Source organism: Streptomyces sp. NPDC051907, from assembly GCF_040681075.1.
In the GTDB taxonomy this organism is placed as follows: domain Bacteria; phylum Actinomycetota; class Actinomycetes; order Streptomycetales; family Streptomycetaceae; genus Streptomyces.
Window position 1 is genome coordinate 1 of the sequence record NZ_JBFAYB010000102.1, and the last position, 13,746, is coordinate 13,746.

11 protein-coding genes are annotated in these 13,746 nt (G+C 72.2%); 3 read left to right on the top strand and 8 right to left on the bottom strand.

Translation table 11 applies throughout. From position 1 onward, the window contains the following. Window positions 1-80 precede the first annotated feature (80 nt). From AB0M39_RS34635 to AB0M39_RS34655, 5 genes are all read right to left on the bottom strand, one after another. Window positions 81-1,286, bottom strand: coding sequence for a styrene monooxygenase/indole monooxygenase family protein (locus tag AB0M39_RS34635; RefSeq protein WP_365370912.1), 1,206 nt, complete (start codon window positions 1,284-1,286; stop codon window positions 81-83). A 64-nt stretch (window positions 1,287-1,350) separates the two neighbouring features. Beyond that, complete coding sequence (locus tag AB0M39_RS34640; RefSeq protein ID WP_365370914.1) at window positions 1,351-1,983, bottom strand: ATP/GTP-binding protein; 633 nt, start codon at window positions 1,981-1,983, stop codon at window positions 1,351-1,353. Beyond that, the gene (locus AB0M39_RS34645; RefSeq protein ID WP_365370916.1) at window positions 1,964-2,362 is read right to left on the bottom strand and encodes a DUF742 domain-containing protein; all 399 of its coding nucleotides are present in this window, start codon (window positions 2,360-2,362) and stop codon (window positions 1,964-1,966) included. The genes AB0M39_RS34640 and AB0M39_RS34645 overlap by 20 nt, the downstream gene beginning before the upstream one ends. After that, a complete protein-coding gene (locus AB0M39_RS34650) occupies window positions 2,359-2,841 on the bottom strand; it encodes a roadblock/LC7 domain-containing protein (protein ID WP_365370918.1) in 483 nt (160 codons plus the stop codon). The genes AB0M39_RS34645 and AB0M39_RS34650 overlap by 4 nt, the downstream gene beginning before the upstream one ends. Then, a complete protein-coding gene (locus tag AB0M39_RS34655; protein WP_365370920.1) occupies window positions 2,838-5,813 on the bottom strand; it encodes a nitrate- and nitrite sensing domain-containing protein in 2,976 nt (991 codons plus the stop codon). Before AB0M39_RS34655 ends, AB0M39_RS34650 begins: the two co-directional genes overlap by 4 nt. A gap of 376 nt (window positions 5,814-6,189) precedes the next feature. Between AB0M39_RS34655 and AB0M39_RS34660 the strand changes: the two genes are divergently transcribed. Then, on the top strand, window positions 6,190-6,978 hold the full coding sequence (locus AB0M39_RS34660) for a hypothetical protein (protein WP_365370922.1): 789 nt from the start codon (window positions 6,190-6,192) through the stop codon (window positions 6,976-6,978). A gap of 86 nt (window positions 6,979-7,064) precedes the next feature. Here AB0M39_RS34660 and AB0M39_RS34665 read toward each other — a convergent pair whose 3' ends face one another. Beyond that, window positions 7,065-7,547 carry a MarR family transcriptional regulator gene (locus tag AB0M39_RS34665; protein WP_365370924.1) on the bottom strand — a complete coding sequence of 161 codons (483 nt, stop codon included), beginning with the start codon at window positions 7,545-7,547 and terminating at the stop codon, window positions 7,065-7,067. Between the two features lie 254 nt (window positions 7,548-7,801). Here AB0M39_RS34665 and AB0M39_RS34670 point away from each other — a divergent pair, with 254 nt between their 5' ends. Continuing rightward, window positions 7,802-8,626 carry a lysozyme gene (locus tag AB0M39_RS34670; RefSeq protein ID WP_365370926.1) on the top strand — a complete coding sequence of 275 codons (825 nt, stop codon included), beginning with the start codon at window positions 7,802-7,804 and terminating at the stop codon, window positions 8,624-8,626. A gap of 52 nt (window positions 8,627-8,678) precedes the next feature. Here the strand turns inward: AB0M39_RS34670 and AB0M39_RS34675 are convergent, their stop codons facing one another. Then, complete coding sequence (locus AB0M39_RS34675; protein WP_365370928.1) at window positions 8,679-9,509, bottom strand: pentapeptide repeat-containing protein; 831 nt, start codon at window positions 9,507-9,509, stop codon at window positions 8,679-8,681. 78 nt (window positions 9,510-9,587) lie between these two features. Next, window positions 9,588-12,437, bottom strand: a complete 2,850-nt coding sequence (locus AB0M39_RS34680; RefSeq protein WP_365370930.1) for a M4 family metallopeptidase — start codon at window positions 12,435-12,437, stop codon at window positions 9,588-9,590. A gap of 150 nt (window positions 12,438-12,587) precedes the next feature. On the opposite strand from AB0M39_RS34680, the gene AB0M39_RS34685 reads away from it, so the two are divergent. Continuing rightward, complete coding sequence (locus AB0M39_RS34685; RefSeq protein ID WP_365370932.1) at window positions 12,588-13,604, top strand: helix-turn-helix domain-containing protein; 1,017 nt, start codon at window positions 12,588-12,590, stop codon at window positions 13,602-13,604. The last annotated feature ends 142 nt before the right edge of the window (window positions 13,605-13,746 follow it).

A 13,746-nucleotide genomic window follows, 5' to 3' on the forward strand; every position in this document is an offset into this window, starting at 1 on the left:
CTCGGGCGTGAGCGCCTCGCCGCCGCACCACAGATGCCTGATCGAGCGCGCGGCGGAGGAGACGTCCTCCCGCTCCAGCATCACGTCCAGCATCGGGGATCGTAGAAGTACTCCTCGAAGTCCGACGGATCGTTGAACCCGTTAGCGAATCGATTCGCCACCGCCGGCAGCTCGCCCGCCGCGCCGATCAGGCCCAGGACGTGCTCCGGCGGCACGCCCAGCATCGCGTTCGTCCACTTCGTCACATGCTGCGCCGTCGCCCAGTAGCGGTCGAACGTCGACTGCATCCACGCCTCGTCGAACGCCCCGTCCCCGTGCTCCACGATCGAGTCGAGGTACGAGGCCGCGCACTTGGACGCCGAGTTGGAGCCCTGGCCGGTGATCGGGTCGTTGGCCACGACCACGTCCGCGACGCCGAGGACCAGGCCGCCGCCGGGGAGGCGGCCGATCGGGTTCCGTACGGTCGGGGCGTACCGGCCCGCCAGCGTGCCGCCCGCGTCGGTCAGCTCGACCTTGGTGGCGCGCGCGTACTCCCACGGCGTGAACTTCTCCATCAGCTCCAGCGTCAGCGCCAGATGCTCGGCCGGGTCCTTGACGCCCTGGAAGACGTCCAGGGGGCCGCCGGGGATGCCTTCCCAGAAGAGGATGTCCGCGCGGCCCGTGGTGGTGAGGGTCGGCATCACGAAGAGCTCGCCGACGCCCGGCACCAGGTTGCAGCGGACCGCGTCGAACTCGGGGTGCTCCGGGCGGGGGCCGAGGCCGTGGACGTAGGAGACGGCCAGCGCGCGCTGCGGCTCGGCGTACGGGGAGCGGGATGCGTCGCGGCCGAACATGGAGACCAGCTCGCCCTTGCCCGCCGACACCAGCACCAGGTCGTAGGCGCGGGCGAAGAACTCCAGGTCGGAGACCGCCGCGCCGTGGACGACCAGCTGGCCGCCCCGCTGGGCGAAGGTCTCCATCCAGCCGGCCATCTTCACGCGCTGGTCGACGGACTGGGCGATGCCGTCCAGCCTGCCCACCCAGTCGATCACCCGGGACTCCGGGCCGGCGACGGAGACGCCGAGGCCCTCGATGCGCGGGGCCTGGGACGCCCAGAAGTCGATGCCGAGGTCGCGCTCGTGCTGGAGGGCGGTGTGGAACATGCACTGTGTGGACATCACACGGCCGGACCTGATCTCGTCCGCCGTGCGGTTGGACATCAAGGTGACCTCGTAGCCCCGCGACTGGAGCCCAAGGGCGAGCTGAAGACCGGACTGACCGGCTCCGACTATGAGTATCTTCCGCATGAGACGTGCTCTCCGTAACTGGCTTTTCGGGGGGGCGGATGGTTCGAGGGAGGCCGCTCGGGCGCTATTCGGGCGTCACTTCGAGCGCGTGGCCGACCAGGGCCAGCAGGGACTCGATCACCTTGACCCGGTTGCGCGCGTCCATGACGACCACGGGCACATGCGGCGCCACGGTCAGCGCCTCCCGTACGTCGGCGGCCTCGAACAGCTCCGTGCCCTCGAAGTGGTTGACGGCGACGATGTACGGCAGCCCGCAGCTCTCGAAGTAGTCGAGCGCCGGGAAGGAGTCCGGCAGCCTACGGGTGTCGGCCATGACGATCGCGCCGATCGCCCCGCGCACCAGGTCGTCCCACATGAACCAGAACCGCTGCTGACCGGGCGTGCCGAAGACGTACAGCACCAGGTCGTCGTCGAGGGTGATCCGGCCGAAGTCCATGGCCACGGTGGTGGTCAGCTTCTCGGGCGTCGCGGAGAGATCGTCCGTCTCCGCGCTCGCCTGCGTCATCAGCGCCTCGGTCTGCAGCGGCGTGATCTCGGAGACCGACCCGACGAAGGTGGTCTTGCCGACGCCGAAGCCGCCCGCGACGACGACCTTGGTCGCGACCGGGGCCCGGGAGGTGTCCAACTGCCACGTCTGGAGCTGCTCCTCGGGCTGCTCGGGACGGGCGAAGAGCGTGTCAGAGCCGGTGGAGTCCACTCAGCACCCTTTCGAGCAGCGCGCGGTCGGGACGGCCGGCGCCGTGCCCGGTCCCGTACACGCGGATCCTTCCCTGGTCGGCCAGATCGCTGAGCAGCACCCGCACGACGCCCAGCGGCATCCTCAGCAGGGCCGAGATCTCGGCGACGGTACGCATCCGGCGGCACAGGTCGACGATCGCCCGCAGCTCCGGCATGACCCGGGTGGCGAGCGAGCCGTTCGGCAGCTCGCGGCGCTCCGGCGGGGCGTCGAGCGCGGCGACGAAGGTCTCCACGAGCAGGACGTGGCCGAAGCGCGTGCGTCCGCCGGTGAGGGAGTACGGGCGGACCCGGGCGGGGCGCCGGTCCCCTCCCCGTATCGGCAGCCTTGCGGGCCTCACCGGGCGTCCTCCAGCGACTGGCGCAGCTCGCTGCGGAGTTCGGGGGTGAGCACATGTCCGGCGCGGCCGACGAACAGGGCCATGTGGTACGCGACCACGCTCATGTCGCAGTCGGGCGTCGCGTGCACGCCGAGCAGCGAGCCGTCGCTGATGTTCATGACGAAGACGCTGCCCTCGTCCATGGCGACCATGGTCTGCTTGACGGCTCCGCCCTCCATCAGCCGGGCCGCGCCCAGGGTGAGGCTGCCGATGCCGGAGACGATCGTGGCGAGGTCGGCGCTGGAGCCCTTGGGGCCCTCGGGACGTCTCGCCGCCGTCGGCGCCGTGTTCTGTGCGGGGTCGGAGGAGAGCAGCAGCAGTCCGTCGGACGACACGACGGCGACTGAGCGGACTCCTGGCACCTCCTCGACGAGATTGCTCAACAACCAGTGCAGATTGCGGGCTTCGCTGCTCAGGCCGAATGTGCCGGTCGCAGTCAACTGCGTGCCTCCTCGACTGTGTCCCCCGCTTCCTCTGGTGTCGTACGCGCTTGGGTCTCGTCGTCCTCCAGTCGTGCCGTCTGCGCTGCCCGGCCCGGTCGGTCCGCGGGCCCGGTGGTCTCGGTGGTCTCGGTGGTCTCGGTGGTCTCGGTGGTCTCTGTGGTCTCGGTGGTCTCTGTGGGCTCTGTGGGCTCTGTGGGCTCGGCAGTCTCGGCGATCTCGGCCTCGACGTCGCGGCGGCCGGCCTTCGCTCCCTGGTGGAAGCCGCCGAGCTTGGCGCGCAGGGCCTCGGCGTCGATGCTGCCGGTCCGCTCGCCCGGCTCGGGCGCGGCGGTCCTGGCCAGCTTGGGGGTGCGCTTGGGCAGCCCCTTGTCGGTGACCCGCTCCCACCGGGGCGCGTCGGGCTCGGGGGCCGGCTCGGGTACCGCGGCCTCCAGCTCGGGCTCGGGCTCGGGTTCCAGCTCCGGCTCGGGTGCGACGGCCTCCGGCTCGGGGCTCGACACCGGCTCAGGCTCCGGCTCCGGGTGCACCTCAGGCTCCGGCTCCGGCAGGCGCATCGCGAACGTGTCCTGGTCTAGCCCGCCCGACGTCTGCGGCCCCCCGCCCAGCCCTCCGCCCGGCTCGCCGTCGGCCGTCCGCTCGTGGGCGTCCTGCTCCTGCGCCGCGCGGATCGACTGCTCGGCCGCCGCGATCAGCGCGTCCGTCTGCCGCGTGCTGGCCGGCAGGGCGTTGGAGTTGGCCTCGGCCACGGAGCCGGGCAGGTTCACGGTGGGCCCGTCGCCCGGCGCGATGTGCGTCGGCGCGGCCTCCGGCGGTCCCGACGGCAGCAGGGCGGCGGGCAGCACGACCACCGCCGTGACCCCGCCCTGCTTCTGCTCGCGCAGCCGCACCCGCACGTCGTGGCGCGCGGCCAGCAGTCCGGCGACCCGGAGCCCGAGCCCCTCGCCGTCGCCCTCGCCGCCCGGCGTCGCCTCGTACGCGTCCGGGTCCTCGAGCCGCGCGTTGAGCTCGGCGATGCGCGCCGCGGCCATCCCGATGCCGGAGTCCTGGACGGAGAGCATCACCTCGCCGCTCTCCAGCAGCCAGCCGGACAGCTCCACCTGGGCGTCCGGCGGCGAGAAGGAGGTGGCGTTCTCCAGCAGCTCGGCGACGAGGTGGCTGAGGTCGTCCGCGGCGAACCCGGCGACCTGCGCGTGTGCCGGAAGGGACTGGATGACCACGCGCTCGTACCGCTCGATCTCGCTGACGGCCGCGCGCAGCACGTCGACGAGCGGGACCGGCCCGACGTGGCCGTGTCCGTGCTCCGCGCCCGCGAGGACCAGCAGGTTCTCGCTGTGGCGGCGCATGACCGTGGCCATGTGGTCGAGCTTGAAGAGGGTGGCGAGGCGCTCCGGGTCCTGCTCGCGCTCCTCCAGCTTCTCGATGACGGCGAGCTGGCGCTCGACCAGTCCGAGCGTGCGCAGCTGGAGGTTGACCACGGTGTGGTGGACGGTGTGGCGCAGCCGCTCCAGCTCCGCGGTCAGCTCCTCGGTGCGCTGCTGGAGCTCGGCGCGTCCGGCGGCCAGCTCGGCGGCCATGGCGTCGCGGGCCGCGGTCAGGTCGCCGCGGTCGCCGTCCAGGCTCTCGGCGCGGGCGCCGAGCTCGCGGAGCCTGCTGTGCAGGCTGTTCAGGGACCGTACGACCTGGGCGAACTCGTCGTTGCGGCCGGTGAAGCGGACCGGCTCCTCCGTCTCGGGGGCGGCCGCGAGGCGGGCCGCGCCGATCCGCAGGACGGCGAGCGGGCGGGTGAGCGTGCGGGCGACGGCGGCGCAGACGCCGACGGCGACCAGCAGACAGCCGCCGAGCAGGGCGATCCGCACTTCGAGGGCCGTCACGTCGTCGTCCCGCAGCTGCTCGAAGCGCTCGACCTGGCCGGAGGAGAGGGAGGACTCGACGCCCCGCATCTGCTCGACGCGGGCGGAGAGCGCCGCGTCCAGCTTCTCCGGGTCGGTCTTGCGCTCGGACGTGGAGAGCTCGGGCTGGTCGGTGAGGCGGGCGAGATAGCGCTCGGCGGTCTTGACCTCGGGACCGCTGACCGTGGCGGTGAGCGAGTCGCGGGCCCTCTCGCCGGCGGCTTGGTCGAAGTCGGCGAGCGCGGCGAGCTCGCGGACCCTGGCCTGCTGGGCGGCGGCCGTGAGGGCGTTGCGGTTGCGGGCCTCCGGGCTGCTCGCGTCCTCCTCGGGCTGCACGGGGAGCCCGGTGACGGGGTCGTAGATCGGCGCGCGCTCCTTGCTCGGCACGGCGAGGGCGGCGAGCAGCAGGCCCCGGCTGGCGGAGGCCTGGTCGACGGCGAGGCCGAGGGCGGCGGGGGCGCGGGTGGCGCTGCGGTCGTCCGTTCCCACGGGCTGGGAGGCGCGCGGCGGGGTCTTGTCGGCGAGCTCGTCGGCGAGGGCGTGCAGCCCCTTGACGATCTCGCTGTAGGCGCGGTGGGCCTCCATAGCCGTTCCCTTGCCGGTGAGGGCGGTACGGCGTACGGAGGGGACGGCGGCGAGGTCGCTGCTCAGCTCGGCGTGCTCGGCGGGGACGCTGCCGCGGATCTCGTCGATCTGCCGGTCGACGCGGGCGCTGCGGCTGGCGGAGATCTTGCGCTGCTCGGCCTTGTCGACTCGCTGCTCGTCGCGGCCGGCGGCGATGTACGCGGTGACCTCGTCGCGCTCGTCGGAGAGGGAGTGGGCGAGGGTGACGGCCTGGCGGTTGAGCGCCGAGAGGGTGACCAGACTCTGGGAGTCGGTCAGCTCGCCGGAGACGGCGAGGACGCCGGGGGCGCCTGCTCCCACGACCACGAGACTGACCACGGCGACGCCCGCGACGAGCCGGCGGCGTACGCGCACGGGCCGGCCGGCGGGGACGTCCTGAGCCGGGGAGTCGCCTGGGGAGCCGCCCGGGGTTCCGGAGGGCCTGCCGCCGTCGCTCCGAGGCCGCTTCTTCTGCACCGGTGCTCGCAATCTTGCTTGACTCGTCCACCCATGAAGCAGAGATGACGACCGGTCACGCGCGTGAGCCCCACCCCTGGTACGTCTTACGACCTTTCCAGCGCTTTTGGGAGGGGGGCGCGCATCGGCCGCTCCGCCACCCGAACGAGTGAACATCACTCAGGAGTTGGCAAACAACTTGTCCAGAGGGCCGCTTCGCCGGGCCGCGGACCGTCGGCTGGAACTTCGGCCGAGGCTTTGGCAGTATGCGCGCCCGCAGCCCCGCACAGGGCCCTGATCCATCCCCGATCACGCGTCTGACCTGCCCGTACGGTCCAATTGCACGGCTATGCGGACCATGTGAAGGAGTCGTGGGGACTCAGGCAGACTGGTCGGCATGCGCCTCGAACTCGCCACCGCCCCCGGCAGCCCCGAACGCCCCAACGAGGACTGGGCGTCCGCGACCGTCCCCGCCTCCGGCGAGGGCGGCACGATCGTTGTGCTGGACGGGGTGACGCCCCCTCAGGGCGAGGACGGTTGTGTGCACGGGGTCCCGTGGTTCACGGCCAGGCTGGGCGGCGCGCTGGTCGAACTGTCCGGTTCGCGGCGCGATCTGACACTGGCGGAGATCCTGGCCGAGGCAATCCGCCGCACCGCGGACGCGCACCGGGGAACGTGTGACCTTTCTCACGTCCGCACGCCTCAGGCGACGGTGGTCATGGCGCGCTGGGGCCGGGAGTCCCGGGGCGTGGAGCATCTGGTGCTCTCGGACTCGACGCTCCTGCTGGAGTCGCCGGACGGCCAGGTGCGGGCGGTGCTGGACGACCGCATCGACCGGCTGCCGAGGGAGTCGCTGCGCACGCACGCCTCGGCCGACGCGCTGCGCAACGCCGAGGGCGGCTTCTTCACGGCGGCGGCGGACCCCGAGGTCGCGGCGCGGGCGGTGACGGGGACGACGCCTCGGGCGGACGTGCGCGCTATGGCGGCTCTGACGGACGGTGCGTCGCGCTGGGTGGACATGTTCGCCGAGGGCGACTGGCCGCAGTGCCTGGCCCTGCTGCGCAAGGAGGGCCCGCAGGGCGTGATCGACCGGGTCAGGGCGGTGGAGACCTCGGCGAAGGAGCGGACGCCGGTGATCCGCTGGAAGCTCCACGACGACGCGACGGCCGTCTTCGTCGAGCTATAGACGCGACGGCGGTCTTCGTCGCGCTATAGCGGTCGGGCGGGGATGAGGACGCTCCCCCCTGGCCCCGCAGCGGCGACCCGCTCCCCCTACCCCTCCGCCCGCGCGTTCAGCTGGTGCAGCAGCCTCGCCAGCTCCGCGATCTCGCCGCGGTCCCAGCCCGCCAGCTTGCGGACGTACCGGTCGCGGCGCGCGTCCCTCACCCGGCGGAATCGGGCCCGGCCCTCGTCCGTGAGCCGGACGAGTGAGGCCCGGCCGTCGGCCGGGTCGGGCTCGCGGGCGATCAGGCCCAGCTCGTCCAGGGCGCGCAGCTGACGGCTCATCGTCGCCTTGCCGACGCCGAAGTAGCCCGCGAGCGCGGTCGCGCGCTGCTGTCCCGCCTCCTCGAGACGGACGAGCAGGCCGTACGCGGCCGGCTCCAGCTCGGGGTGGACCTCGCGCGCCATCTCGCCCGACGACGCCCTCGCCCGGCGCAGAAAGACCGCCAACTCCCGCTCCAGCGCGAGGAATTCATGGTGCACACCATGGTCCTGCGTGGGGCCCGGCTCACTCCCCGTACCGCCTTCGTGCACGTCAGCACCCCTCGCACGCTTTCTGAATCCTGAAAGTCACCGCCCGCGGCGGCGATCGCCGCAGCTCGGCCAGTATTTCGCAGGCGTAGACCAACGGCAGCACCCCGTGCCCCTTCCGCATCACTGTCTACGCGCCTAGCGTCGTTCATGACATGTCCACACCATAAGGTCCGCCACTTGGTGGGCTGCCCGGTCCGCCACGACATGTCGACACGTCGCCAGATCCCCCCACCCGAGGTCTTCGGAGGCACGCTATGCCCGTGCACAGATCCGGAACGACCGGCCGCTCGCGTCTCGCGGCTGCCGGCACACTCCTCGCAGTCCTCTCCCTCCTCCTCACTCTCCCCGGCCCCGCCGGCGCGGCCGACTTCCCCCCGCGCGGCTACGCCTACCTGGGCATGGGCGTCATCCCCCACGACGGCCAGGGCGGCGCGCCCCGCGATCCCCGCGCGGCCCAGACGGAAGGCGTCGACGTCTCCAGCCACCAGGGCGACGTCGACTGGACCGCCCTGTGGGCCAGCGGTGTGAAGTGGGCCTACGTCAAGGCCACCGAGGGCACCTACTACAAGAACCCTTACTTCGCCCAGCAGTACAACGGCTCGTACGACATCGGCATGATCCGCGGCGCGTACCACTTCGCCACCCCCGACACAGCGAGCGGAACCGCCCAGGCCGACTACTTCGTGGACGGCGGAGGCGGCTGGTCACGCGACGGCAGGACCCTGCCCGGCGTGCTGGACATCGAGTGGAATCCCTACGGATCCGCCTGCTACGACATGAGCCCGTCGGCCATGGTCGGCTGGATCCGCGACTTCCTGAACCGCTACAAGGCGCGCACCGGGCGCGACGCGGTCATCTACACCGCCACCAGCTGGTGGACCCAGTGCACGGGCGACTACGGCGGCTTCGGCGCCGTCAACCCGCTCTGGATCGCCCGCTACAACACCACCCCGGGCACGCTCCCGGCCGGCTGGCCGTTCCACACGATGTGGCAGTACACCTCCACCGGACCGATCGTCGGCGACCACGACCGGTTCAACGGCGCGTTCGACCGCGTCGTCGCCCTCGCCAACGGCTGATCGGCCCGGCCAGCCTCGCCCGCCTCGCCGGCCCGCTCCGCGACAGCGGCCCTCAGGCCCAGTGCGCGGGGCGGGTCAGCCCGGACGGCAGCCGGGTGGCCGCGTCGCCCTTCGCCGCGTTCACCTGGGGCTGAGTGAGGAAGAACGCGCCGGTCAGATCCGCTCCCGCGAGGTTGGCGTCCCTGAGGTCGGCGCCGATGAAGTCGGCCAGCCGCAGATCGGCGCCGCGCAGATCGGCGGCGATCAGATACGCGCCCCGCAGATGGGCGCCCCGTAGATCCGCGCCCTTCAGCCGCGCGCCGACGAGGTCCGCGCCCCGGCGGTCCTTCTGCTTGCGCCCCTCGCGCCCGGCCTCGGCCCGCACCAGCTCGCTCGCCGCCAGCAGCAGCGCGCCGACCTGCTGCCGGTGCGCCGACACGTCCAGTTCGGCGAGCGCCTCGGGACGGGCGAGGGTGAGCTCCCGCGTCGTCTCCAGCAGCGCGCGCAGCTGCCCGTGGAGCGAGCGGGCCGGCCGCAGCGTCAGCGCCTCGGTCAGATACCAGAGCAGCTCGTGCAGCTGTCGTACGACGGGGAAGACCGCGAACATCTGCCGCGCCGTGTCCGGCGCGCGCCGCCAGTCCTGGCCGCCGAAGGTGATCTGCGAGACCTTCTGGCCCGCGCCGAAGCAGTCGTACACCGTGCAGCCGGAGTAGCCGGACGGCCGCAGCCGGGTGTGGATGCCGCAGCGGAAGTCGGTGCGCAGATTCGTGCAGGGCGTTCCGGCGTCCTTGTCGGCCGCGAAGTCCGATGATCGGGAGAAGGGCAGGGCCACACAGCACAGGCCGAAGCAGCTCTCGCAGTCTCCTCGCAGGTCCAGGCCGTGCTCTTCGCGTTGATCGTTCACATATTCCATTGTGCGGGACATGTGCGGGACCCCCGGCGCACGGGCGCCGGGGGTCCTTCATGCGTAGCACTCAGCGGTTCAGCCGCACAGCCCCGCGGGGCGTTCGCGGGTGACCAGGTCGGTCCAGCCGGTCGTGCCGTCGATCCACACGACCTGCCTGCCCGAGACGGCGGCCGGGGAGATCTGCTCGCCCCGGTTGCAGGAGACCCGCTCGCGGCGCGAGCCGTCCGTCGTCAGCTGCCACAGCTTCGGCAGCGCCTCGTTGCGCAGGGTCGAGGAGGGCAGCGCGCTGTTCACCGTGACGGCCTCCTCGGAGACCGTCAGGTCGAAGGCGGCCAGGGCGCCGGGCTTGGCCTCGGGGCTGATGTCCACGGTGCCCGTGCCGTCCAGGTTCGAGCGGAGCACCGACATCTGGCCGTCGTCGGCGAGGTTCTCGTCGACCAGCGAGAAGACGTGCCGGGTGTTGATCGCGGTCTGGCCGAGCGTCTGGGGGTCGCCCAGCTGCTCGGTGAGCGCGGCCTTGCCGGTCTTCAGGTCGTAGACCTCGACGCCCAGCTTGTACTGGCCGCCGACCGGGTACAGCTTGGCGTAGCCGAGCTTCCCGTCCTTGACCGAGGGAAGGGCGGTGAGCACCTCCCAGCCCGCGCCGTCCACATAGGTCGGCTTCTTGTCGCCGGGCCGCAGGTAGCCGACGTGCCGGTCGCCGAAGATGCCGAACGACTCGAAGACGACGATGCCGTTCTCCACCCGCAGACCGCTGATGTCGCTCGTGGAGGTGTAGAGCTTCTTGATCGGTCCGCCCGCGAGCGGCCGGGACAGGATGTCCAGGCTGGTCGTCCCGTACGCCGCCCAGACCACGGTCTTGCCGTCGGTCGCCGGGCGGACGTGGTAGCGGCCGTCGTTGGGGCTGAGGAGCTTCGGCGAGCCCTTGCCGTCCACGCGGCCGGCGTAGACGGAGTACGGCTCCGAGCCGTCGTCGTTCGACTGCGACGCGGTCCACCAGTCGCCGCCCGCCTGGACTCCGGAGCCGGAGACGTTCAGCTTGCCCAGCAGCTGGTCGGAGTCGACGCCGAGGGCGTCCTCCCAGCCCGGGACGATGCCGTGGGCGCTGAAGGAGCGCTTGACCATGCCCAGCTGCTGCGCGCTCGCGCCGAGGTCCTTGGCGGCGGCGAGCACCGCGTTGCGGCCGTCGGTGAAGCCGTCGAGCGGGGTGAGGTACTCGGCGAGCGCCTTGTAGACGATCTTGTCGGCGAGCTCGGCGCCGATGTCCTGGCGCATGTCCCACAGCGCGCCGGAGAAGATCGTGGAGTTGAGGTGCACTCCGCCGTTGTCGGTGCCGAAGGCGACGCCCAGGAAGTTCTTGGACGTGCTCGCGCCGTCGTTCATGTTGCGGAAGGCGCACTGGCGCGGCGCCGTCGTACGGCACAGGTCCTCGCCGACCAGACCGGAGTCCGGGTCGTCCATGGCGACGCCGGAGACGGCGGTGTCTATAGCGTTGCCGAAGTAGTCGGCGACGGCCTCGTTGAGCGCGCCGGACTGGCCGGCGTAGACGAGGTTGGCGGTGTTCTCGACGACGCCGTGCGTCATCTCGTGGCCCACCACGTCCACGTCCGCGGAGAGCGGCTTGTACTCGTCGTCGCCGCTGCCGTAGACCATCTTCTGGCCGTCCCAGAAGGCGTTGACGAGCGGGGAGCCGAACTCGGTCACGCCGACGAGGGAGTTGACGGTCGAGCCTCGGCCGTCGAGGCCGTCACGGCCGTGCCTGTTCTTGTAGTAGTCGTAGACCTGTCCGGCGGCCCAGTGCGCGTCGACCGCGCCGGACGAGGTGGCGTCCTTGCCGAACTCCTTGGCCGCGCTGCCGAACTCCTTCAGCCCGGACGGCCAGACGCCCGCCACCTCGCTCACGTCCCGGCCGCGCGCGTCCCAGGTGGCGAGGGTGTTCTTGGTGCTCCCCCACATCCGGGAGTAGTCGCGCAGGAGGTACTGGTTGCGGGTGGCGTCCAGATACAGGTCGAGGTCGACCTTGCCGTCGTCGAGCTTGACGCCGCTGCCCTTGACGCCGGGGAAGGCGGTGGGATCGGCGTCGTCGGCCGTCGCGCCCTGCGGCGCCGCCTTGGCCACCGCGCCGGACGCGGCGGGGCTCTTCGCGGTCACCGTCTTGACGCCGCTGAACTGGAGCACCGGGTACCCGGCTTGCGCGTCGATGAAGACGTGCTGGACGACGGGCTCGCCGGTGGCCGGATTCGTGCCCCGTACGGTCACCTTGTGGGCGAGGACGCCCTCGCCGCGCGGGATCACCACGAGGCCGCCCGCCGTGCCGCTGAGGGCCGCAGCCTTCGCGGACTTGGCGTCCTTGCCGGCGAGCGCGTCGGACTTGCTCAGCTTCTTGCCGCCCAGGCGCATGGCGGTGGCCGAGACCGCGCGCTGCACGGCGGTCTCCTTGCTGACGCTCGCCTCGACGTCGGTCTTCAGACCGGTGAAGTACTTCCCGGAGGCGCCGGTGACGACCCGCTTGCCGTCCTTGGCCTCCATGCGCACGACGTACTGGCCGCCGAACACCGGGATGCCGTGGTGCTTCTGCTGGAGCCGTACCGTCTCCTCGGCGCCGCGCTTGACCGTCTGCAGCGGCGCGAGGTCGCGCCGGGCGTCAGCGATCTTGTAGCGGCTCTCCTTGGCGTCGAGGTGGCCGCGGGCCGCGTCGGCCGGGCTCGCCTTGGCGTCCGCCGCCTCGCGGATGTCGTCGACGAGCGACGGCGTGGCCGTCTCGGCCCCCGGGATGACGTCGGCGGGCGGTGCGGTCGTGGCCGGCGGGGTGACCGCCTGAGCCGGTACCGCGGTGAGCAGCAGCCCGGCCGCGCCGAGCAGTGCGGCGAGACCGGTCCCCCTGGCGAATCCCGATCTCTGTGTGCCTGTCCTAGCTTCGCGCACAGTACGTACCCCTCCCACGTGCTGGTCAAGCCGTAAAGGTGGTCATGGCCATGCAACCTGTGAGACGCCAACCGATCAATGTGGCCTGCACGTTGACAAGTGGACATGCACACTTGTGTGCCGCGTGAAGACAGAGTGAGAATCCGATGCATGACCGAGGGGGAGTTGCAGACCCTTGGCCTGGGGGAGGCCGAGGAGCGCGCCTATGAGGCGCTGCTCAAGGAACGGGCCGTCGGGGCCGATGAGTTGGCGCGCCTGCTGGGGCTGCCGAGAGAACGGCTCGAGACGGCCCTGGGCCATCTCGTCGAGCACGGGCTCGCGCTGCCGGCGCCGGGAGGAGGGCTGCCCCACCCGGCCGCGCCCGCCGCCGCCATCCGCACGCTCATCCACCGCCGCCAGGCCGAGCTCCACTTGCGGTCCGCTGAGCTCGAGCGATTACGCATGAGCGCGGACCTGCTCGCGGACCGACTGGCCTCCGGCGCGCACGGCGCGGCCGGGGACGGCATCGAGGTGGTGACGGGACCGCGGACGATCGCCGAACGGGCGGAGTACTTACTGGCGTCGGCGGAACGGGAGGTGGCGATCCTGGACAGGACGCCGTATGTCAGAGGGCGACCCGGGGGCGGCGGCCCGCCTCCCGGGCTGGACATCGAGGCGCTGCTCGACCGCGGGGTGCAGGTGCGGGCCGTCCTCGACCGGGACGGGCTCGCCTGCCCGGGGGCCTACCCGGGCCGCGTCCACACGCTGACCGGACTCGTCGAGCAGGGGCTGCGGGCCCGGGTCGCGGCGGCCGTCCCCACCCGGCTGATCTCGGTGGACCGGCGGCTCACCCTGCTCCCGCCGGCCGACGCGGCGGACCCGGCGGCCACGGCCCTGGTGATCGGGGACCCGCTGCTGCGCGACGCGCTGGTGTCGCTGTTCGAGACGGTGTGGGACCGGGCGACGCCCCTGGGCGGCTCGGGCAGCGGCGGCGGCTCGCTGGCGAGCGAGGAGCGGGAACTGCTCGGCCTGCTCGCCGCGGGGCTGAAGGACGAGGCCATAGCGCGCCGGCTGGGCGTCCATGTGCACACCGCGCGGCGGAGGATCAGCCGGCTGCTGGCGACGCTGGGGGCGCGGACCCGTTTCCAGGCGGGGGCGCAGGCGACGCTGCGGGGGTGGCTGGACTGACGCGCTCGGCGGTCGGTCCTCGGTCTGCTCGGTCGTCCGCGCGCCTGGTCGGCCGCTCCTCAGGCCGTCCGTTCCTCAGGCGCTCGGGATGTGTTGAAAGGGCGCGGATGCCGCGGATGCTCTCAAAGACCAGGATGCAAGG

Excerpts from the sequence above, each read along its gene's own strand:
- AB0M39_RS34635 (WP_365370912.1), bottom strand. The coding sequence starts at position 1,286 with ATGCGGAAGATACTCATAGTCGGAGCCGGTCAGTCCGGTCTTCAGCTC.
- AB0M39_RS34660 (WP_365370922.1), top strand. The coding sequence starts at position 6,190 with ATGCGCCTCGAACTCGCCACCGCCCCCGGCAGCCCCGAACGCCCCAAC.
- AB0M39_RS34670 (WP_365370926.1), top strand. The coding sequence starts at position 7,802 with ATGCCCGTGCACAGATCCGGAACGACCGGCCGCTCGCGTCTCGCGGCT.
- AB0M39_RS34685 (WP_365370932.1), top strand. The coding sequence starts at position 12,588 with ATGACCGAGGGGGAGTTGCAGACCCTTGGCCTGGGGGAGGCCGAGGAG.